The organism is Ohtaekwangia sp., assembly GCF_036568665.1.
In the GTDB taxonomy this organism is placed as follows: Bacteria; Bacteroidota; Bacteroidia; order Cytophagales; family Cyclobacteriaceae; genus Ohtaekwangia.
On the sequence record NZ_DATCSD010000303.1, the window covers coordinates 1 to 23,233 of the forward strand.

At 44.2% G+C, this 23,233-nt stretch carries 20 protein-coding genes; 18 read left to right on the forward strand and 2 right to left on the reverse strand.

Features of this window, described 5'->3' with window-relative positions; genetic code table 11:
- The 7 genes from VIN08_RS16500 to VIN08_RS16530 form a co-directional block, all read left to right on the forward strand.
- Window positions 1-1,605, forward strand: a 1,605-nt coding sequence (locus VIN08_RS16500; protein ID WP_331967269.1) for a RagB/SusD family nutrient uptake outer membrane protein, incomplete at its 5' end; no start/stop codon positions are given.
- A gap of 32 nt (window positions 1,606-1,637) precedes the next feature.
- A complete protein-coding gene (locus VIN08_RS16505) occupies window positions 1,638-2,807 on the forward strand; it encodes a glycan-binding surface protein (RefSeq protein ID WP_331967270.1) in 1,170 nt (389 codons plus the stop codon).
- Window positions 2,808-2,934: 127 nt separating this feature from the next.
- Window positions 2,935-4,866: a T9SS type A sorting domain-containing protein gene (locus VIN08_RS16510; RefSeq protein ID WP_331967272.1), complete on the forward strand. Its 1,932-nt coding sequence runs from the start codon at window positions 2,935-2,937 to the stop codon at window positions 4,864-4,866.
- Between the two features lie 167 nt (window positions 4,867-5,033).
- Complete coding sequence (locus VIN08_RS16515) at window positions 5,034-6,779, forward strand: glycoside hydrolase family 9 protein (protein ID WP_414693288.1); 1,746 nt, start codon at window positions 5,034-5,036, stop codon at window positions 6,777-6,779.
- 61 nt (window positions 6,780-6,840) lie between these two features.
- Entirely contained in the window at window positions 6,841-7,647 is an 807-nt protein-coding gene (locus VIN08_RS16520; protein ID WP_331967274.1) for an alpha/beta hydrolase, read from the forward strand.
- A gap of 4 nt (window positions 7,648-7,651) precedes the next feature.
- A complete protein-coding gene (locus VIN08_RS16525; protein ID WP_331967276.1) occupies window positions 7,652-10,432 on the forward strand; it encodes a glycoside hydrolase family 2 protein in 2,781 nt (926 codons plus the stop codon).
- On the forward strand, window positions 10,432-11,364 hold the full coding sequence (locus tag VIN08_RS16530) for a glycoside hydrolase family 43 protein (RefSeq protein ID WP_331967277.1): 933 nt from the start codon (window positions 10,432-10,434) through the stop codon (window positions 11,362-11,364). Before VIN08_RS16525 ends, VIN08_RS16530 begins: the two co-directional genes overlap by 1 nt.
- 193 nt (window positions 11,365-11,557) lie before the next feature.
- Here VIN08_RS16530 and VIN08_RS16535 read toward each other — a convergent pair whose 3' ends face one another.
- Window positions 11,558-12,001 (reverse strand): peptidylprolyl isomerase, encoded by a 444-nt coding sequence (locus VIN08_RS16535; protein WP_331967278.1) that lies wholly within the window; start codon window positions 11,999-12,001, stop codon window positions 11,558-11,560.
- Window positions 12,002-12,646: 645 nt separating this feature from the next.
- On the opposite strand from VIN08_RS16535, the gene VIN08_RS16540 reads away from it, so the two are divergent.
- The 9 genes from VIN08_RS16540 to VIN08_RS16580 all read left to right on the forward strand — a co-directional run bounded on the left by VIN08_RS16540 (window position 12,647) and on the right by VIN08_RS16580 (window position 20,297).
- Window positions 12,647-13,039: a hypothetical protein gene (locus VIN08_RS16540; RefSeq protein ID WP_331967279.1), complete on the forward strand. Its 393-nt coding sequence runs from the start codon at window positions 12,647-12,649 to the stop codon at window positions 13,037-13,039.
- A gap of 206 nt (window positions 13,040-13,245) precedes the next feature.
- Window positions 13,246-14,856: a GAF domain-containing protein gene (locus tag VIN08_RS16545; RefSeq protein ID WP_331967281.1), complete on the forward strand. Its 1,611-nt coding sequence runs from the start codon at window positions 13,246-13,248 to the stop codon at window positions 14,854-14,856.
- Between the two features lie 55 nt (window positions 14,857-14,911).
- Window positions 14,912-15,328: a hypothetical protein gene (locus VIN08_RS16550; protein ID WP_331967283.1), complete on the forward strand. Its 417-nt coding sequence runs from the start codon at window positions 14,912-14,914 to the stop codon at window positions 15,326-15,328.
- Window positions 15,325-15,756 (forward strand): hypothetical protein, encoded by a 432-nt coding sequence (locus tag VIN08_RS16555; protein WP_331967284.1) that lies wholly within the window; start codon window positions 15,325-15,327, stop codon window positions 15,754-15,756. Before VIN08_RS16550 ends, VIN08_RS16555 begins: the two co-directional genes overlap by 4 nt.
- A 130-nt stretch (window positions 15,757-15,886) precedes the next feature.
- Window positions 15,887-16,219, forward strand: a complete 333-nt coding sequence (locus VIN08_RS16560; RefSeq protein ID WP_331967285.1) for a hypothetical protein — start codon at window positions 15,887-15,889, stop codon at window positions 16,217-16,219.
- Between the two features lie 72 nt (window positions 16,220-16,291).
- Window positions 16,292-16,711, forward strand: coding sequence for a hypothetical protein (locus tag VIN08_RS16565; RefSeq protein WP_331967287.1), 420 nt, complete (start codon window positions 16,292-16,294; stop codon window positions 16,709-16,711).
- 49 nt (window positions 16,712-16,760) lie between these two features.
- Window positions 16,761-17,180, forward strand: coding sequence for a hypothetical protein (locus VIN08_RS16570; RefSeq protein ID WP_331967289.1), 420 nt, complete (start codon window positions 16,761-16,763; stop codon window positions 17,178-17,180).
- A gap of 259 nt (window positions 17,181-17,439) precedes the next feature.
- Window positions 17,440-17,697 (forward strand): hypothetical protein, encoded by a 258-nt coding sequence (locus VIN08_RS16575; protein WP_331967290.1) that lies wholly within the window; start codon window positions 17,440-17,442, stop codon window positions 17,695-17,697.
- Between the two features lie 128 nt (window positions 17,698-17,825).
- Complete coding sequence (locus VIN08_RS16580) at window positions 17,826-20,297, forward strand: ABC transporter permease (RefSeq protein ID WP_331967291.1); 2,472 nt, start codon at window positions 17,826-17,828, stop codon at window positions 20,295-20,297.
- An 83-nt stretch (window positions 20,298-20,380) separates the two neighbouring features.
- Here the strand turns inward: VIN08_RS16580 and VIN08_RS16585 are convergent, their stop codons facing one another.
- Complete coding sequence (locus VIN08_RS16585) at window positions 20,381-20,947, reverse strand: nucleoside monophosphate kinase (protein ID WP_331967292.1); 567 nt, start codon at window positions 20,945-20,947, stop codon at window positions 20,381-20,383.
- 448 nt (window positions 20,948-21,395) lie between these two features.
- On the opposite strand from VIN08_RS16585, the gene VIN08_RS16590 reads away from it, so the two are divergent.
- Window positions 21,396-21,977, forward strand: coding sequence for an RNA polymerase sigma-70 factor (locus VIN08_RS16590; protein WP_331967293.1), 582 nt, complete (start codon window positions 21,396-21,398; stop codon window positions 21,975-21,977).
- Window positions 21,978-22,097: 120 nt separating this feature from the next.
- Window positions 22,098-23,114 (forward strand): FecR family protein, encoded by a 1,017-nt coding sequence (locus VIN08_RS16595; RefSeq protein WP_331967295.1) that lies wholly within the window; start codon window positions 22,098-22,100, stop codon window positions 23,112-23,114.
- Window positions 23,115-23,233: the final 119 nt, after the last annotated feature.

Consider the following 23,233-nt stretch of genomic DNA (forward strand, 5'->3'; position numbering starts at 1 on the left):
TGCAGCGACAGCTTCCTGGAGAGACCTCCGATGGATCAACTCACGGATGGTATATATTACCAGACCGATGATGAAGTAATAATGGCCACTGCGCCACTCTATAATATAGTATGGTTTGACTTTAACGATAAAACGTCTTTCGGTATAGGCGATGCGCGTGCCGGTAACATGATCTCAAACGATTATGACGATTACTATAAATTCGCAGTAAGCGCTACTGATGGTCCGCTACTAAGTGCGTATGCTTCTTTCTACAAGATCATTGCACAGAGCAACATGGTGATCGAAAATGTGAATCGCTATGCAACCAACGTAACACCTGCCGTAAAAAATCATGCTATAGCAGAAGCCCGCTTTATGCGCGGCCTGGCCTATACATACCTTACCAGTATATGGAAAGAAGTGCCGATCATTTATGATAACCTGGCTATATTAAACGATACTACCATTAGACGAAATACAGTAAAGAGTGTATGGGATTTTGCTATCCGCGATTTTCGTTATGCTGCTAAAAATTTACCGGCTACACCAGTGGCTGCAGGGCGTATCACGAAATATTCTGCAGAAGGTATGCTGGCCCGCGCATTCTTGACACACGCAGGTATAGGAGCCGGTGCAGGTTCGCGTGATCAGACAGACCTCGACAGTGCTAAATATTATGCGAAAGATGTAATCATGAACAGCGGTCATACACTGATGCAGAATTATAGCGATCTCTTTCTCAGTGCCAATAACAATGCGCAGAGTATAAATAGTGAAACCTTGTTTGCTTTATTGTGGCTTCCTATACGCGAGCCGTGGGGAGTGAATAATAGCTTCCAGGCATACATGGCGTTTAGTCCGGAGCTTATCGGTAATCAGGGCGATGGCTGGGGACGTGCCCACGGTGCTTCAGCCGATCTCGTAAAATACTATATGGCTAACCAGGCTGACCTTCGCAGAAAGCCAACGTTCATGTTCAATGGGGATCGTTACCCGGAGCTGAAATACTTTGCCGATCCATCCGTAACCTATACTATAAATGATGTGGCGAACATCAAGAAGTATATCATTGGTGGCCCGGACGACAATAATGGCAATGGTCAGTTTATGACGGCCTATATCAATACCTATATGATGCGCCTGGCAGAGGTATACCTGATCTATGCCGAAGCCATACTCGGTAACAGTGCTTCTACGGCCGATGCCGAAGCACTCAAGTATGTAAACGCTATTCGCACACGCGCGGGATTGCCCGATCTTACTACACTTACATTCATGGATATATTTAATGAAAAGCGAATCGAGTTTGCTATGGAAGGAAGATATTGGCATGAACTCGTGCGCCTGTCATATTTCAATATGAATGGCAGCGATGGCGCGCTGGATATTATCAGCAAGCAGGACAAAGGACCGTATACTATAGATTATGTAGCGGGTACCGACAATCCTCGTCAATACACTGTAACCTATCCTACAGTAGATGGCGATGGTGCAGCGATCACACGATTCTTCCCCGCTACCGAAGAGAACTTTTATTTCCCTTATCCGGATGGTGAACTCGTAAAGGCGCCTTCACTCCGTAAATCAGCAGTAGATTTTGATTTCAGTAAACTCACAAACTAGAACATCATTATCCTTATTAATTACGAATTACTATGAAGCGATATATAGTCAAAATAATACTCATGGTCTGCGTGGCAGCAACGATGCTGCTCTCGTGCGAAGACAACGAAGTGGCTACCCCCGTAATCACGAATATACGGGTGGTAGAAAAGGATAGCACGATCTCGGGTGCCGAGTTTAATCAGACCATTGCTATACAAGGTTCCGGCCTTGGCTCTGTGCGCGCCATCATGTTCAACGATGTTACCATTATACCCAGCCCGGTATATGTAACCGACAATAACATTATATGTACCGTTCCGGATTCAGCTCCCAAGGAAGTAACCAACAAGATCACACTGGTAACTGCCAGCGGTGAAAAAGTAAGCGTAGACTTTTCGGTTGTGTTGCCACCACCGGAGATTGCCGGTTTGTATAATGAATTTGGTATACCCGGAGAACAGAATAAAGTGTTGGGAAGTTATTTCTTCCTGATCACCAAAGTAATAGTGGGTTCAACCGAAGCAGAGATCGTTGAGTTTACCGATAGCGAGATCACTTTTGTAATGCCTGAAGATGCAACAACATCTACCGTGACCGTTGTAGGTGCCGGTGGTGAAACTACTTCGACATTCCGCATTCACGAAACAGAGGGAAGAATGATCAACTTTGATATACCGGCTACAACCTGGGGGTCTGATGTATGTTGGGGAGATGCCGAACGCATCGATCCGGCAAATTCCGAACTGCCGGTTATCTCCGGTCGTTACTCACGCATCAAGCAAACCGATCTTCCGGCAACCGGCTATAACGGAAGCTGGGTGTTCTCTACCTGCTATTTTGATTTTGGTTTACCTGCTGCATCGCATGAAGATAAATACTTCAAGATGGAAGTAGATATAGTGGAAGCGTGGAAAGCCGGATACTATGTTATTGATATAGGTATGGAAAGTGGCGATCACTTTAAATATAAATTCAAGCCGTGGGATACCGATACTTATCGTACCACCGGTCTTAAAACAGATGGATGGAAAACTTTCTATATACCATTATCTGACTTCTATAAATATAACGGCGATACACAGGCTGACCCGATCGTGAGAATAACAGACATTTCCAAGATCAGAGATCTTCGTGTTGACTTCAGCAATGGAGCTACCGGTGCTAAAGTGATTGCATCACATTATGTAGCACTGGATAATCTCCGGATCGTTGATAAATAACCAGACGCACTGTTTTTATCCAGGCAGTATCCTGCATAAGGAATGACTGATTCTTGAATGGTACGTTTCATAAGAACGTACCATTCTTTATTTATAGCCTTAACTATATCTATATAAATATTGATTGATGAAAAGAAAATATCTGTTAGTCCTGTTCCTGGTATCAGGCGCTCCGCTGCTCGCACAAAATCCACAGGGATTTTTCCTGGACGATTTCGAAACGAAATCTATAGCCAGTCCGGAGTATGAGAGCTTTGATAAGCCTGCAAAAGCCAGCACCTGTATTATCTCGGTAAATCATACCAGCGTAGTAGCGCCAGTATCTAAGTATATATATGGTAACAACGCCAATATATTTATGACGCAGATGGTAGATCAGCCTGCGTTGATCAACAATATAAAAACACTATCGCCCAACCTGATTCGTTTTCCGGGAGGAAATCTGAGCAGTGTATATTTCTGGAATGCTGCTACCAAAAATGATCTGTCTATCGATGTGCCGGAATTTTTACTCGATGCCAACGGTACGGCTGGTGATTCGTATCCGTATTGGTACGGAGGCAACACAGCCGGCTGGACCATGTCGCTCGATAATTATTACAACATGCTGGGCATGACAAACAGCACAGGTATTATTACGGTGAACTATGCGTATGCACGCTATAGTAAAGATATGTACCCCGTAGCCATGGCTGCTCACCTCGCGGCTGACTGGGTACGCTATGATAACGGCCGCACAAAATTCTGGGAGATTGGTAACGAAAGTAACGGAACATGGCAGGCAGGCTATCGCATTAAAGTAAGCGACAATCATGATGGTCAACCCGAAATTATAACGGGTGCTCTATACGGTGAACACTTTAAAATATTTGCCGACTCGATGCGTGCTGCTGCTGCCGAGGTAGGCGCCACGATATATATAGGGGCACAGTTACTGCAGGAAGAACCAGCCAGTTGGGCAACCGCTACGGATAAAAGCTGGAACAGTGGTGTGTTTCAGAAAGCGGCTAACACGCCCGACTTCTATATCATCCACAGTTATTATACTCCCTATCAGACAAACTCTACCGCTGCCGCTATATTTAGTTCAGCTAATACAGTAACAACCGATATGATGAACTATGTTACCAACGCTATGACTACAGCTGGTGTTACGAAGAAACCCGTGGCGCTTACCGAATGGAATATATTTGCGGAAGGCTCCAAGCAACAAGTATCCTTCATCAACGGTATGCATGCGGCATTAGTGCTAGGCGAGTTGATCAAGAATAACTATGGCGAAGCGAGCCGATGGGATCTTGCCAATGCGTGGAGCGATGGCAATGACCACGGCATGTTTAGCCAGGGCGATGAACCAGACAACAGTACCAAATGGAATCCGCGCCCGGTGTTTTATTATATGTACTACTTCCAGAAATACTTTGGTAATTATATGGTGCAGTCGTCAGTATCCGGTTCGGGCAGTAGCGATGTAGTATCGTATGCATCCAAATTTGATTCAGGTCAATCCGGTATAGTAGTGATCAACAAGGGAACAAGTGAACAGACAGTAAGCATCAACCTGCAGAACTTTGGCTATGGTGATCGCTACTATATCTATACCTTGACGGGAGGAACTGATAACGGTGAGTTCTCACGCAAAGTATATGTTAACGGAGCCGGCACGTCATTGGCATCGGGCGGCCCGGCCAATGTAACAGCAATCAAAGCGAAAGCGGCTGCTATTGGCAGTGGCGTAAAATTTACCGCACCGGCCCGTTCGGTTTGTTATGTATTGGTAGAAAGTGGCGATAATACCATTACCTCTGTTGCATCGAAAGAGAATAATGCCGTAAAGGTATATCCGAATCCTGCACTGAACGCATTTACACTGGAGTTACCCACCGCGGGTTATTCTGCTATAAATATAACCGATGTGCAAGGCAAGCGTGTTATGGAAGATCGTCTCGATCCGTCACAAAAATCTTTTCAGGTACGGACGTCACTTCATCCGGGACTTTACTTTATCAATCTTACCAGCACCCGCGATACGCTGCACGCGCGTGTAATGATAAAATAAAAATTACTTTCAGGTAAGTGCCGTTTATCATCATCCCGGTATACTGTATACATTTGGGACCGATGATAAACGGTATTTTCCTGAAAACCATTTTCTGTTCCCGCTCACCCGTGGCAACGAGTAATTTTAGGAATCCCCGCTTTATTCACGCATCACATAAAGTAATCATGTTAAAGAGAACATCCATTTTCATTTTGATGGCAGCGATGGCGTGCAATGCACAGTCGCCAGGAACAGACAAGTCGTCACCGGAAAATATCCGTCTCAACCAGGTCGGTTATTATCCTGCAGCACCCAAGTCGGCCGTGATTATAGGCGAAGCATCCACTGCATTTTTTATTACCACGACTGACGGCAAGAAAGTTTTTGAGGGGAAGTTAAGCGAAGTACGAAAGTCGATCTTCTCCGACAAGAAAACACGCATCGCAGATTTCTCTGCGTTCACTACACCCGGTAGTTATACCGTTGTGGTGCCCGGCACAGGCACATCGTATCCTTTTGAGATACGCGCAAATGTACACGATGCTGTTGCCAAAGGAGCCGCCCGGGGATTTTATTATCAGCGACTCTCCACAGATCTTCCTGAAAAATACGCGGGCCAGTGGCATCGCGCTGCAGGTGAACCAGACAATCATGTATTGATACATCCTTCTGCTGCTTCTGCGAATCGCCCTGCCGGAACAGTGATCAGTTCGCCACGAGGCTGGCTTGATGCAGGCGACTATAATAAATATATAGTGAACAGCGGTATTACGATGGGCACATTGCTATCGCTCTATGAAGATTACCCGAAGTATGTGGAAAGTATAGCGCTAAATATACCCGAGAGTAATAATGCATTGCCCGACTTGCTTGATGAAACCCTTTGGAATTTGCGCTGGATGTTAACCATGCAAGACCCTGCCGATGGCGGAGTATATCATAAACTTACCAATGCAAAATTTGATGGCATGATCATGCCCGACAAAGCGACCACTACCCGCTACGTTGTGCAGAAGGGAACTGCCGCCACGCTCGACTTTGCTGCGGTAACGGCACAAGCGGCACGCGTGTTCCGTCAATATGAAAAGCAGTTGCCGGGACTTGCTGATTCCTGTATAGCAGCCTCGAAAAAAGCATGGCAATGGGCAAAACAAAATCCATCAATAGTATATGATCAGGATGCAATGAACAAAGCGTTTGATCCGGATGTAACTACCGGAGGCTATGGCGATCATGAATTTACCGATGAGTTTGTGTGGGCGGCTTCAGAATTATATACCACTACCAAAGATGAACAATATATAGCAGCTGTAACGGTGTTACCACACAATGCTACGCCACTTCCTGCCTGGGGACAAGTGAGATTATTGGGATACTATACGTTGATCCGCCACCAGGCATCTTTACCGGCCAGTGCCCGCGAGAAAGTGGAAACGATGAAACAAGGCATTATACATTTTGCGGATAGCCTTATCAACGGTGTTGACAAACGCGCCTTCAACTCGGTAATGGGTGGCTCGCGCAGAGACTACATATGGGGAAGTTCATCGGTAGCTGCGAATCAAGGTATAGAATTGATTCAAGCCTATAGAATAACAAAAGATAAAAAGTATATACAGTATGCTTTATCGAACCTGGATTTTCTCCTGGGAAAAAATGGAACCGGCTATTCATTCCTCACCGGTTTTGGCGACAAGCCTACCATGCATCCGCACCATCGTCCATCCATTGCCGATGGTATAGAGGAGCCCGTGCCTGGATTATTGGCAGGCGGACCTAACCCCGGTATGCAGGATAAATGCTCATACCCATCGTCTGTTGCCGATGAAGCGTACTCAGATACAGACTGTTCTTATGCATCCAACGAAATTGCTATCAATTGGAATGCTCCTTTCGTGTATCTTGTGTGGGCGATAGAAGCAACTCAATAGTTAACCGTTATCCGTTAATCGTATAGCGGATAACATGTAACGATTAACGTCCATACTTAATATGAGAAAAATAATATACCTCTTATGTATCATGCTGCCATGCTGCGGTTTCAGCCAGCAGGTGACGAAAGACTCTGTGAAGTTCTTTACTTCGTTTGATGGCGTGAAGATCCATTATGAAGTACAGGGATTTGGTGAGCCGGTATTACTGGTGCACGGATTTATAGTAAATGGCGAATCGTGGAAACGCACTGCGCTATACAACGATCTTCTGGTAGCAGGCTTTAAAGTAATTACGCTCGATATGCGCGGCAATGGTTTGTCGGATAAACCTCACACACCGGAAGCATACGAGAAAGATGCAGAGTCGCGCGACATCATGGGGCTGCTCACCAGGCTCGGTGTAAAGAAATATAGTGTGGTAGGATATTCGCGGGGGTCGATCATAACGGCACGGCTACTGGTACTGGACGCGGCTCGTATAGATAAAGCGGTGCTGGGTGGTATGGGATCGGACTTTACAAATCCCGAATGGCCGCGGAGGATCATGTTCTACAAAGCGCTGATGGGGGAGGATGTGCCGGAATTGGCAGGCGCTGTAAAGTATATAAAAGATACAGGGTTAGATCAGCAGGCACTGGCCTATATGCAAAAAGGTCAGCCCTCTACCAGTGTGGAGGCATTGGGTGCTATTAAAAAGCCAGTACTGGTTTTGTGTGGCGATCGTGATGAGGATAATGGATCATCTGAAACGCTGGCATCGCTTATACCCGGTGCGATCTATAAACGTGTGCCCGGCGATCACAACAACACTGCCCGCTCACAAGGTTTCTCCGACCAGGTTTTGGCATTCCTGAAAAAGAAATAGCGCTATGTATATAGTTCGATTGGCGTATACCCTGGCCGTTGTATGTTGTGTGTTATCGCTGCAGGCGCAGGTAAAAACAGGAACACAACGCTACTATCTTTCCGGAACGGATAAAGACCACACGGTGCCGTGGGATTTTTATTGCACCAAAGGACGCAACTCCGGTAAGTGGACTACTATACCGGTTCCTTCCAACTGGGAGTTGCAAGGCTTTGGTGAATATACCTATGGCAGAGGGCAGAAGAAGATCGGTGAACAGGGGCTCTATAAATATACCTTTACGGCTTCAAAAGAATGGAAGGGCAAGAAGCTGTTCCTCGTTTTTGAAGGGTCGATGACCGACACCGAAGTAAAAATAAACGGCAAGGCTGCAGGCCCGATTCATCAGGGTGGTTTCTACCAGTTTCGGTATGATGTAACAGCATTGGTAAAATCCGGAAGCAATCTGCTGGAAGTAAAGGTTAGTAAAGTATCAGCTGATCAATCAGTATATCATGCAGAGTCCGATGGCGACTTCTGGGCGATGGGCGGTATATACAGACCGGTATATTTAGAGATCAAGCCCGAAGCGTATATTGATCGCGTGACTATTGATGCAAAGGCCGATGGAACATTTCATATAGATGTATATACCGGCCGTGCATCAACCAACCAAACCCTGCAGGTACAAATACGCCCGCTGGGCGGAGCACAAACGGGAAACACATTATCAGCACCTGTAGATACAAAAGCAGATAAGACTTCGTTGACCGGTATATTTTCATCAGTCAAAACCTGGAACCCGGAATCTCCCAATCTATATGAAGCCATTATATCCATGCGCGATAAGAAGGGTGATGTGCATACTATATACCAGCGTTTTGGTTTCAGAACCGTGGAGGTGCGCAAGCGCGATGGTATATATGTAAATGGTGCACGGGTAATTTTCAAGGGCGTTAATCGTCATAGCTTTTGGCCGGAGAGTGGTCGCACGCTGAGTAAGGCGATCAGCATCCTCGATGTAAAGCTTATCAAAGACATGAACATGAATGCTGTACGCATGTCGCACTATCCGCCCGATCAGCATTTTCTGGATGTGTGCGATTCGCTCGGACTTTTTGTATTGGATGAACTGACCGGCTGGCAGGCGAAGTATGATACAGAGCCGGGAAGAAAGTTAGTAAAGGAATTGATCGTGCGTGATGTCAATCATCCCAGCATAGTATTATGGGCGAATGGCAATGAAGGCGGATGGAACACGGCTCTCGATGATGATTTCCCCAAGTACGATATACAGCAACGTTTTGTATACCATCCGTGGGAAAAATTTCGGGGGACTGATACAAAACATTATCCCGACTATAATTATGTAACCAACGCTGCGCTCTATGGAAACGAAATATACTTTCCAACCGAGTTTATGCACGGGCTATATGATGGAGGCCATGCAGCAGGCCTTGACGATTTCTGGAATGCCATGCTGGCGCATCCGTATGGTGCCGGTGGATTTCTCTGGTCGTTTCATGACGAAGGTGTTGTGCGACACGATAAAGGCGATAGCATTGATACCAACAGCAACAGTGCCCCCGATGGTATAGTAGGCCCGCATCGCGAAAAGGAGGCAAGCTATTTTGCCGTAAAAGAAATATGGTCACCGGTATATATAGGCAGACGTTCTATACCCGAAAATTTTGACGGCAAACTGGAAATTGAAAACCGTTATCTGTATACCAACCTCGATCAATGTACTTTCCATTGGAAACTCGTATCCCTTGCCTCTCCCTTTGCCAAAGATATAGCGGGGAAAGTAAATGCTGCCGGAGCTGCAAAATCCGTACAACTTCCTCCGGGAGGAAAAGGTATACTGGATTTATCGTTACCAGCCGACTGGCATAGCAGTGATATACTTTACCTCACGGCTATTGATCCGCATCAGCAAGAGATTTTTACATGGTCGTGGCCATTGCAGGCTCCGGCAGCTATAGCAGCGAGGTATATTTCTTCCAATAGCACATCTATACAAATACAGGAAAGTACCAGTACCCTTACCGTTGTGGCCGATGGTATACAGTACTTTTTCGATACAAGCTCAGGCTATCTAACGCAGGTAATTACACCGGCTGCTACTATATCATTATCCAATGGTCCTTCGCACACAGGGGTTCGGCATACACTCCGCAAGTTTGAGCATCATCGCGAAGGCGATCGGTATATAATAGAGCCGGTATACGATGGTGAGTCATTCTTCTCTGTGAAGTGGACTTTTGTACCAGGGCAACCTGCCAGGCTTGACTATAGCTATAGCCAGCGAGGTGAAAGCGATTTTATGGGTATATCTTTTCGTTTGCCCGAGAGTACGGTTACCGGTATGAAGTGGCTGGGGCGTGGTCCGTATCGCGTATGGAAGAACCGAACCAAAGGCATGCAGTTTGGTATATGGGAGAAGAAGTATAACAATACGATAACAGGCGAGAGCTGGAACTACCCGGAATTTAAAGGATACCATGCCGGTATATATTGGGTGCAGGTGCAAACCAGCGGTAGCCCTTTTACGATCTATACCGGTAACGAAAATGTATTTCTGCAAATGCTTACACCACAGCGGCCAAAAGGTGCATACAATGAATTTACTAACCCACCGTTCCCGGAAGCTGACATCAGTTTCCTGCAAGCTATTGCACCTATCGGTACCAAGTTTCAGGATGCCAAAGTAATGGGGCCTCAGAGCCAGAAGAACATCATGATGAATTATACTCCAGTACAGGGAACTTTGTGGTTTGATTTTACAACAAGACCTGAACGCTGATGCATATTCGTATTTTATTTTTATTCTTTCTGGTATATAGCAGTATAACAGTCGTGGCACAGTCAATCAACGATATATACCTGTTTGCCTACTTTAAAGGAAATGGTGAAGACGGGTTGCACCTGGCTTATAGCGAAGATCGTTACACCTGGCAGGCCCTGCACAACGACAGCTCTTTTCTGAAACCCACTGCCGGTAAAGACAAGCTGATGCGCGACCCTTGTATTATTCAAGGAGCAGACAAAACGTATCACATGGTGTGGACGGTAAGCTGGAACGAAAAAGGTATAGGCTATGCTTCCTCGAAAGATCTTATACACTGGTCGCCACAACAATATATACCGGTAATGGAGCACGAGCCTGGTGCGCGAAACTGCTGGGCACCGGAAATATACTTCGATAAAGACAGTGGTATATATATGATCTATTGGGCTACTACCATCACCGGTCGGTTTACTGAAACACAATCCCAGAAAGAAAACAGTTATAATCACAGGATGTATTATGTAACAACGAAAGACTTCAAAACTTTCAGCAAAACTGCGTTGCTATACGATCAGGGGTTTAATGTGATTGATGCTACTATTCAAAAGAACTATGACTCGTACGTTATATTTCTGAAAGATGAAACGGTGGAGCCACCACAGAAGAACATCCGCATAGCGAAGAGTATAACGCTTACGGGAGGCTATAGCAAGCCGGGTGCACCGATCACCGGAAGTTACTGGGCAGAAGGACCGACCTGTTTGAGAGCAGGCGACCAGTGGATAGTATATTTCGATAAGTATCGCGACCACCGGATGGGTGCTGTTGCCTCGCACGACCTGGAGCATTGGACAGATATATCGGATAAAGTTACATTTCCTGCCGGAGTGCGCCATGGTACCGTCTTTACCGCTCCCCGCTATGTACTCAATGCGTTGTTGAAGTAATCGATTTATATAGTGTATAAAATAAAACAGCCTGTAAGAATATTACAGGCTGTCTGTTTAATTGTTAGCGAAGGCATTTGAATATCGAACAGGGAACACCGATCAACGAATGACGAAGTATGTCCCTCACTTTCTGCTTTCAGCTTTTAGCTTTCCGCTCGTCCTCTTCACGATTAACGATTAATTCTCCGCATTAAGCTTCTACATCCTTAATGACAATCTTCTCCATCACATCGCCCTGGCGAATCTGATCGATTACGTCAAGACCTTCGTATACTTTTCCAAACACGGTGTGGTTACGATCCAGGTGAGCTGTGTTCTGGCGTGAGTGGCAGATAAAGAACTGCGAGCCCCCGGTGTTTCTGCCGGCATGCGCCATCGAAAGAACACCACGATCGTGATACTGATTATCACCAGTCAATTCACAGTCTATTTTATAACCAGGTCCGCCATTGCCAATACCATTCGGGCAGCCACCTTGAATAACAAAGTTTGGAATTACCCGGTGAAACGTAAGACCATTATAGAATCCTTTTTCAGCCAGGGTAACAAAGTTCTTCACCGTGTTAGGCGCGTCCTTTTCGAAAAAACGAATTTTCATCACGCCCTTTTTTGTATGGATTTCTGCTTCTTTCATAAGTTTTATTCAATTGGGGCGCAAGATAATAAAATAGTTTCATTAGGCATTTCTCTGCCGACTGCCTGAATGTGAGCACCTTCGGAAATTGTAAGGCTGTCGTTCGTTGTCTTTTTGTTCATACTTCCGCTAAAAATCACACACAACGATTGGGCTAGGCTGCGATCATCCGATGATCAAGCAAGCTATATACAGACAGTATGAACAGATGCACTTTGAAAAAGTATTTTTTCAAAAACTTTGAATCTGCATTCATCTATATACCGATTAGTCACTCCGTAAATACACCGAGGTGTTCATTTGTGATAAGACATAGAATTTGATGTCCTTTTTTAAAATTAATATAAAACTTACAATCATGACGTTGGTGTCTTTAATGCCGTTACCCGCTCAATCCATTTAAGACTTTTGTAACGGATATATGGAGCAGCAAAGATTTTCTGTATACAAAGTATAGTATAGATGATTGAAAATATTTGTAACGGATAGCTAACGTTCTTTGCGCGATATAGTAAATAGAACAGCCGCTTAATATATAGCAGGGGCAAGAATTGTTAATGCCCGGTATATATAATACAGAAGCCGCACTGAACTGGATAAAGGTTGCATAGTGCGAATCCTCATGAAGAATTAAACAGGAAACAGATGCAGGTATATTTCGATACAGACTATGCGGTTATCACCTACGATGAGAACAGCGGTGTATTAACCGGTTCATTAAAAACACAACCCCTGTCGCTGCAATTGCGGGAGTATATGTATGCATTTCTTTCAGCGATGCTGCATTTCAAAACGGGTAAGTTGTTAATGGACACTGAGAGGTTTGGAACGCTCCATCCGTTCGATCAGAAATGGATCTCTGCCAAGTGGTTGAGTAAAACGATGAAGGCAGGCCACTCGCATGCTGCTATTGTATTACCCGATAATGCCTACGCGCAAATGACATTGGAAGCCACCATGACCTCCGCAGTAAACGAAATGACCTTCTCATATTTCCACAGTACAGAAGATGCGCTGGCCTGGCTGAAGGCAGCTTGATTGTTTCCCTCAGAATTTACAGACGAACACAGAATAAATGCAAAATAATTTTCCGCAGATGAGTGCAGATAATGCAAAGCTTAACCTGTAAAGCCCGGTAATGCCCGCTTTCAGCTTTCAACTTCACCTTCAACTCCCACACGCTCACGAATAACCATTAACAAACAACCGTAACTACTAACAAACAAAAAACTGTCAAAGGCTCTATGAAAAAAATTACAAAGTATATCCGCGGCAACGTCATCGGAGTGGCTATATGCCTGGTGTCCACATTGCTGGTGCTCAATGCTGTGTTGATGTACCGGAACAACGAGGCTATTGAAAAGAATAGCGCAATAAAACAGGATGCAGACACTATGGTGAAAGATGTTGAGGTGCTAACAACCTATTTAAATAATATAGACCTGGGTGTGCGGGCATACGGTCTTATACGAAACCACGAAATGATGGTGCCAACGCTCAATGCTATCAAATATATACCAACTCATTTTAAGAGTATAGAGGAAAGACTGGTAAAGGAGGGCTATGATGTATCAGGGCTGAAAGAACTGCAGGAAGTTTATCGGGAATATGTCGACTTCAATATGAAAATGGTGGAGATGGCAGACCTGGATAGCATGAAGGCCTTTAACCGGATGGTATCGCAAGACAAGGGAATGACTGTATGGACGCGCACGCAGGAGATAGGCGGAAAGATTTCTGAATTTGAAAAGGAAAAAAGTGTCACAGCTCAGGCAAGCTATAAATCGGCTGTGCGGAATAATTTATACCTGCAGTTTTTTATAGTACTTATAGGTATACCAACACTGTTTCTCATCCTTGTTAAAATGAAGAACGATAACCGGGGTCGTCAAAAATTATTGACGGAGCTGGAAGACAATAACCGGAAGTATGTATTTGATCCGGGCACGGCTGTACAGTTTCAGGATCAACAGGAGCTGATTGAGAATTCCATCCGAAACCTGCAGCACGCCAGTGAATTTATAGAACATATAGCAGGCGGTAATTATACTGCCGAGTGGAAAGACCTGAGTGAAAAGAACAAGGCTATTAACGAGACCAGTCTTGCCGGCAGACTTACGCGAATGCGTGACCAGCTAAAGCACATGAAGCTGGAAGAAGAAGCACGCCTGTGGAGTAATGAAGGATTGACCAAAATTTCGGAGACGGTACGAAATCATCAGAACGATCTCGCAGTATTGTCGAATGAAGTAGTCAGATTTTTAACCAAGTATATGGGCGCGCAACAGGGCGGACTTTTTGTGTTAAAGAGTGACGACAAAAATCAATACCTGGAGCTCACGGCCTGCCATGCATACGACCGTAAGAAATTTGTTGAACGCAGAATAGATATAGGGGTTGGTTTGGTAGGACAAACTTTTCTGGAAGGCGAAACCACCATGCTCACAAAAATTCCGCAGGGATATACCTATATCACGTCCGGTATGGGCGAAGCAACACCGGGTTGTGTGCTGATTGTTCCGATGAAATACAACGATACCATTGAAGCCATCATTGAAATTGCAGGCCTTGAGAAATTTGAGAAGCACCAGGTAGCGTTTCTCGAAAAAGCGGGTGAGTTTGTTGCCTCTGCGTTGCAGGGTGTGCGAACAACCGAGAAAATGAAAAGCTTATTGGAAACTTCTCAACGACAAGCTGCAGAAATGCGCGCAACAGAAGAAGAGCTACGACAGAATATGGAGGAGCTCATTGCTACACAGGAAGCGATGGCACGCAAGCATGCCGAAGAGGAATACGTGCATCAGGGAAAAAGCAGCCAGGAATTGCTGCACACCAGATATACCATAGACAATTAAATGGGTAAACCAGTTTTAATACAAACAATAAACCAAGTATATACCTGTATCCATAATGAAAAATATGCAAGCTTATTTCGATAGCGAATTTATTCGAATCAGTTACAACGAGACGACAAGTGTTGTTGTGAATGCCTGGAAAACACCGCCCTCATCAGACGAATTTAAAATAGGGATGGAAAATCTGCTGGAGGCTATAAAGCATTTTAAGATCGGAAAAATTTTATCCGATACTACCTATATGGGAGCTATTCACCCGGACGATCAACATTGGACAGCTACAGATTGGTATCACCGGGCCGCTAAAGTTGGCTTCTCACATAATGCTATAGTGGTTCCGCCAGATGTTTTTACAGAAATGTCGGTGAAAGAGATATTGGATCAGATTGAGAATACATCCGTTACTACCTCCTTCTTTCAAACGGTAGAAGACGCTACTGCCTGGATACAACAATTTATACTATATATATGATCACAAGAATTTACACGAGGGAATATGTAGTGCTGGACTACGACTCGTCTGTACCCTGTGTTATTGCCACACGCCTGGAGTTTATCGCGATTCAGGAATTTGAAGATTACCTGAATTTCGGACTTGATTTTATGAAAGAGAAGATCAAAGAAACGGGAAGAATGTTGTGGCTGGTTGATTTACGATTTTCTTCGATCACACACCCGGATAGTGTTCAATGGTTAATAGAGAGTTGGAACCCGCGGGCTTTTGAGGCTGGCATCAAGCACATAGCACTGGTGGTGCCGGATGAAGAGTGGGTAAAAGTTCCGGCCGAAGAGTATTGTGAAGAGACAGAAAAAAAGCAGGGTATAACAACGGTTTGTTTTAAAGATGTAGAATCTGCCCGAAGATGGTTTATGGAAGATATAGGTATATCTCGTTCGTGATCAGTTTATCATATTACAGACATCACTCAAAATTTAGAATAACACTTTATGAAACTATTAGAAGAGAAGTACGGGCACGTTGGAGTATGACGCTACCGTTCCTTGTATCACGGTAACAACCAATGGTTTTATGACCAGCGAGCAATTTCGAAGTTTCCTAGATAGAGGGCTTGATCATTTCGTTGAGAAAAAGCAAAATCACGGGAAGCTCTTTTGGGTAGCGGATACCAGAAAACATGCAGTAAGACCCGATGAGGATATACGTTGGGTTTCGGATGACTGGAACCCGCGGGCGATAGCAGCCGGTATATATCACCTGGCATTTGTAGTACCGGAGAATATATTCGGAAATATAGCCGTGAAGAAGTATGCCGAGAACACGGTGAAAAAAGGTGACAGCATAGATGTGCAAATGTTTGGTGGTTTGCAATCCGCCAAAGATTGGTGCAGAAGTCAGAAGTAGCGTACTCATTTAGTAAATATAGCCTGATGTTGAAATACTTATATAGCATAACCAGTTCATAAAGAGAAAAATATGATTACAAGAATTTATACTACTCCCCAGGTGGTGATTGATTATGATGCCTCTGTGCCCTGTCTCGTTGCTACAAGTTTTGATTTCATGATGCCGGCAGAATTTAGAGCACACCTGAATTTCGCGCTTGATTTCATGTGCGAGAAAATCAAAGAGACAGGAAAAACGATGATGTGGTTACCGGATACCTCAGCCTCTCCGGTTTTTGATGAAGAGAGTACGAAATGGTCTGTGGAAGACTGGACACCGCGCGCTGTTGCTGCCGGTATCAGGCATATAGGTTTTGTATTGCCCGAAAATGAATTGGCGCAGATAGCATTAGACGATTATAAAGAAGGTGGTGTGCAGGCAGGAATGCGCGTAGGTTTCTTCAAAGATGTAGCGTCTGCCAAGCAGTGGTTTAGAGAACTGATGAGCTAGGTATATAAATATATAGTTGAACATTTTAGCGAGTATAGAAATTAAAAATATGATTACAAGAATTTATACAACCAAACAGGCGGTACTTGATTACGATTCTTCCGTTCACTGTGTTGTTTTTACCTGTATGGATTTTATGCTTCCGGAAGAATTTAAAACAATTCTGAATGTTGGTCTCGATTTTATAAGAGGTAAGATCAACGAAACCGGAGTAATGTTCTGGATTTCTGATGCAACGTTATCGCCAGTTTTTAATGAAGAAGATACAAAATGGGGAATAGAAGACTGGACTCCGCGAGCGCTGGCCGCGGGGCTGCGACACGTAGCGTTTATACTACCAGTAGAAGAATTGGCAGTGATAGGTATAGATGAATATAAGGAGCACGGTAGCCATGGCATGACTGTCGCCTATTTCAAAGATGTAGCGTCTGCCAAGAAGTGGTTTAAAGAGCTTACCGCTCAGGCATAGTGAATGAGGGCATCTTTGAAAAACTATTTTTTAATCTAGTCCTGCTTCTTCAAAAAAGGAAAGGAACACAAGTTTTTCAGAGGTGCCCGCAATCATGTTATGCAAGTAATTATATAGGGCATGTGCGAACCATGCCGACAGGGATTGGTCGTGTATCAATTCCTTTTTTTATGTGCATGACCGTTGTTAAAATTTTTAGTGTGCGGTAATTTATTTTTCTGATTTTTACTGCTTAAATTCATCATTCAGCATTTGCACAATGGATACATGCACCACCCATAAAAAATGTTATCCCAGCAAGGAGGTTGCAGAAGATGTGCTGATCGAAACGCGCACAGCTTTTGACTTTGCTGCCGGTTATGGGCCTATAGCAGTTTATCAATGCGAAGAGTGCGGGTTCTTTCATCTCACCTCGCGCGGCCCCATGAATGAAAAGCTCAGCCAGTACCTTGCCGAAGGTAAAATACAATTACAGAAAGAAGCCGATCGCTGGCTCGGAAAATTCAAGAAACGCTAGAGCTCCCGAATTTACTCTTCATCATTATAGCGCAAGGGGCTTTTGCAATTTGTAAAATCCTTCCAGGTGGGGGATACCTATTAAGCTACTGGTATCGTTCTTAGTATATACCAAAACCCTCTGCAGTTATGATACGGAATTACCTGATCATCGCCCTGCGCAACTTTCAACGCCAAAAGCTTTTTGCATTACTCAATATGTTTGGTCTGGCACTGGGGCTTGCCAGCGCTATATTGATCTTCCTCTATATCAGTGACGAGCTTTTGTATGATACCATGCACCCTTACTATAACAACACATATCGCGTGGGGTGCGTCTTTACCAACACCGAAGGACAGGAGTTTGATAACACTGTTGCCCCGGGATACTGGATCAAACAACTGAAAGATACCCGCACAGAAATTGAACAGGCTGTTCGCATTGATTATATAGGATACCCTACATCGTTCCATCATAAAGCGACCGACAAGATTATCCTGACGGAAGAAGTGCGATGGGCTGAACCCGGATTTGATAAAGTACTGCTCTTCGATCTGCTAAAGGGTAATCGTGAAAAAATGTTTCAGGACTATAATTCGCTGGTGGTAAGTGAAACCGGGGCGCGTAAGCTTTTTGGCGATGCAGATCCGATCGGGCAAACTGTAACCGTTAAACATACCTGGGCAACCGATGGCAAAGAGATAGATGTAGTGGTTACCGGTGTATATCGCGATTATCCATCCAACTCTCATTTCAAACCACACTATATAATAAATGTAAATGCGCTGCGCAGTGTGCGCGAAAATTTTGATGCCTATATGGAAGGCACCACGTTTAGAAACTCCGAGTTCTTTGAATGCTATATTGTTGTGAAACCTTCGGCTGATGTAAAACCGATTGAAGAAGCGTTGCAGGGATGGAGCAATGAAATGGCCCGCAGCGATTCTGCTTTTGTGGCAGGCGGTTGGAAACTGCGACCTTTCCTTGCAAAACTTTCGGCTATACATTTTGATCAGAAAACTTTGTGGGAAAATGGTATACGCGGAGATAAAAAATACCTCGCCATCTTCAGCTCCGTAGCATTCCTGATATTGCTCATTGCCTGTATCAACTATATGAATCTGGCTACAGCACGTTCTGCACGCAGAGCGAAAGAAGTAGGCTTGCGTAAATCGCTGGGAAGTAAGCGCAGAGAAATAGCGTGGCAATTTTTTAGTGAATCAGTATTGATGACGCTCGGTTCGCTGGTGATAGCGATTATACTGGTAATTATATTTCTGCAGCCCTTCAATCAGTTGGCGCATAAATCTTTTACCCTCGCATCGTTGCTTAATCCCTATATGTTACTGGTCGTATTGGGCGTAGTCATCTTTATGTCGCTCGTATCCGGAAGTTACCCGGCCCTATACCTCTCCGCGTTTAAACCCGTGGAAATGCTGAAAGGTAAAATGGTAAAAGGCATAGGAGCAGAGCTTTTTCGCAAAGGACTCGTTACCGTACAATATGCAGTGTCGCTGGTGCTGATCATTTCTACGTTTATCGTAGTGCGACAGATGGAGCACATGCAAAACACAAAACTGAATGAGCAAGGCAGTCAGTTACTATCAATACGATATGGCGGTACGGCACCACAAGATAAATTTGCTGCGTTCAAACAAGCCGTATTGCAGGATAAAGACATCGAGCATGTAACCATGGCCAATCACCTGCCACGACTAAATTACTTTGGCTGGATCGGCACAACACTCAAGTTCCCCGAGCTGAATGATAAAGACCTGCAGTGGAATCAACTCAACGTAGAATTTGATTTTGCTAAAACCTATCAACTGGAATTTATAGCTGGCCGCGACTTTGATGTAAATAATCCGGCCGATTCTGGCGCGATGATCCTGAACGAAGCTGCCGTAAAAGTATTAGATCAGCCGATCGAGAAAATTATAGGAGCAACCGTAGCCGAAGTAAATAACGATAACAATGGTATAGCACGCTCGTATAAAGTAATAGGTATAGTAAAAGATTTTCCTTTCCGCTCCATGCATCAGGCTATCGAGCCATTGGTACTGAATCCGCATGTACATTTCATTGATCGTATAGCTTATATAAAATTACCAACAGGTCATTTCCAGGAAAAGATACAGTCGATCGAAAAAAAATGGCGCGAAATATTTCCGGGGGTAGGCTTTGATTACTGGTTTGTGAGTGATGAATTTAATCGCATGTACCTCGCAGAGAGCAGAGTGTCGTCATTAGCCAAGAGCTTTGCTATACTCGCTATATTAATTACAGCACTCGGTGTATTTGGATTGGCCTCCTATACGGCCGAGCAAAAAACAAAAGAAGTAGGCATACGCAAAGTATTGGGAGCAGCTGTGCGGCAGGTAGTAGGTATGTTTGTGTGGGGATTTTTAAAAATTCTTTTGATAGCTGCATTGATCGCTATACCGCTCGCCTATTTTCTGGCTGATAACTGGCTGGCCGACTTCGCCTATCGTTCAGCAATCAGTCCTGTAGTATTTATCATCAGTCTCGTGGGGCTCATGGTAATAACACTCCTCACCGTAAGCTACGAAACGTGGAAAGCCGCACGCGCCAACCCGGTAAAATCGCTGCGAAGCGAGTAATAACGTGTTTACGTTGATACGTGTGTACGTTAGTACGTTGGCTGCTAAACGTAAACACCTACACACGTACCAACGTAAACACATTAAAGTTTTGTTGTAAAATCTTCGGTGCAGATCGTGAGCGGATACGGTATATCCATTACTTTCAGCATGGTAGAACTGTCTATATAGTTGATCAGCTCCTCGGTAGCTTTCAGTTCAGCTTTCAGTTTTGATGTTACCAGGTCTTTATCAAAGCCAAACTTCTCGGTATACTCATCTCTTTCCTGCGACTTTAATTCAACATACTCTTCTATATTGTTCCATCGCAGATGCCAGAATCTGGTGATTGTAAATCCTTCAGAGTGAAGAAATTCTTTCAGCGCGTTAAATTGTTCCGCTGTTCGCGGATATTTTCTTAACAAAATCCCTTTCGGTGTTTTTTCGATCTCGCTCTTTAATAAAGCATGCAAGATTGGGATGGGCACTATTTCTCCGTTATTAATATACTGTTGCATTTCCTGCGCAGCAGGTTCTGCCGTTTCTCTGTATTTATTTCGAAGAAGGTCCGTAAAAGATATATCCTGTAAATCGTATTGCTGCACGAGTACATTCTTTAACAGAAGCTCTGCATACATAATAGGTGTGCGAATAATTTCACAAGATCTCATCGTGGGCTATAAATGTGGCAAGTTAGCGGGAAGTATACGGTTCATCTACAGAAGATCAGTAAAATATAAGGAGATAGTAAAACAGGATAAGATATACACCTATATATGCAGGTTGCGATGATGGAGATAAAATTGCGCCTGCACTCAAATACATCAATCTATATACTGATCCATCCGCCACTGTCATGCAATCGTGGAAAAATTGCCTCAATAAAAGATACGTGTGTAAAAAAAATGTGCCGTGCATTTCGTGCCTGTACGGGCTGTGTGCATCATAAGTTTTTCATGAAATATAGGGCTGTATAATGCTTGTGCACGAACACATTACCGATGGGTTTGTACAGATAAAGGAGGTTTACAATCGTTAGCAAAGCAGATTTTTTAGGTGAAGAGTGTCGAAAGTACTGGTAATTTGTCTTAATATTGTTTACCCCCTTACCTCGGTGCCATGAATAAGTTTAAAGATTATTCTGACCACGACCTCATAGAATTACTCCGCCAGCAACATATTCTGGCGTTTGAGGAAATCTATGATCGCTATTGGCATAAGCTATATTCAGCTGCCTATAAGCGCATACAATCCAGGGAAACAGCTGAAGAGTTTGTGCAAGATATATTTACCAGTTTGTGGGTAAATCGCGAGATCATTCATATAAAATCATTATCGGCTTATCTCTTCACAGCGGTGAAATATAAAGTGATCAATCACCTGCATCACGAAACTATTCGTAAACAATATCTCCACCGGCAGCTACAGGTTTTATCAGAAGCCGATAATTCTACCGAAGAACTTGTGCTGGTAAACGATCTGCATATTTCTGTGGAGCGACAGATCAGTAAACTTCCACCCAAGTGCCAGGAAGTATTTAAACTGAGTCGCCAGGAAAATCTTACCATGAAGCAAATAGCAGCGCAACTCGGCATCTCAGAAAAAACGGTGGAACATCAATTGGGTAAAGCACTGCGTGTGCTAAAGATGAATCTCAAACAATTTACCATTCTCATCACTACCGCTATTGGCCTGGTATAATCTTCTTAAATTTTTTTTTCAATCGGTATAGGGGACACATCCTGCAGGGCTGACTATATATACAGCGACCTTCTGAAGCTGCACGTGCTATACTTGCGGTTTTAGTAAATGCCCTGAACCATGGAAAGAATACCTCCGGAGTTGCTGCAGAAATACCTGCAGGGAAAATGTACGCCTGAAGAAAGCGAACGTGTAGATGCGTGGTATGCTGCTTTTGATAAAGCGGCAGACGATGAGCATCTGCCGGATATACAGCAGCGCGAAGAACTCCGGCAAAGAATGATAGCCCGCATCAAAAACAACCTGGCAGATATAGGGCAACTCCCTCCGGAGAAAAAGAACCCTTCAAACATCTATAGTACATTTTACAAAGCAGCGGCAGCTATTCTTGCACTTGCTGTGGTAGGACTCGGTATAATATTGCAGCGGAAAGATAAAGTACAAACTATACCCGTTGTTAAAGCGAACCTCATCACGTTACGCAACACCACCACCTCTATACTTCGCAAAGAACTTGCCGATGGCACAACGGTGTGGCTGAAGCCCGAAAGTTATATAGAGTATCCCGACAGATTTTCCGGTGCGGTGCGCACCATACAATTAAAAGGCGAAGCTTTCTTCGATGTAGCAAAAGACCGGCATCGGCCCTTCATCGTTACTACGTGCAATGTAACTACACGCGTACTCGGTACCAGTTTTAATATTAAGGCTTACCAGGATGCTTCTACCATTGAAGTATCGGTTATGACGGGGCGTGTAGCCGTACAGATGAAACCAAAAGATACTACCGATTCATCATCGGTATTTCTTACACCGAACGAGCGCGTTACCTATGTAAAATCCGAGAACAAGTTATTGAAAGAAACACCGGCACAATTACCGGAGCTGGCTATGTGGCAACAGGCTACTATAGTATATGATAATGTTCCGGTAAGGAGTGTGCTGCGCATGCTGGAAGAAAAATTCTATGTAAACATCCAGGTAAAAAATGCTAACCTGAATAACTGCCTTATCCGGGCGGACTTTACCAATCAGAACCTGGCAGATATACTGGAGTTGCTAAGCCGTTCGATTGAAGCCACCTATGAATTGAAAGACAACACGATTTACCTCGATGGAGAGGGATGTGTTGAGTGAATCACCTAAACCCCTTTATACTATGCAATAGATCAACAGACTTTATTAAAAGAGATTAGGAGTGATTGCGGCACCCCTAATCCAATTCAATTGTACTCCCTGTTACGCTTGGCAGCACA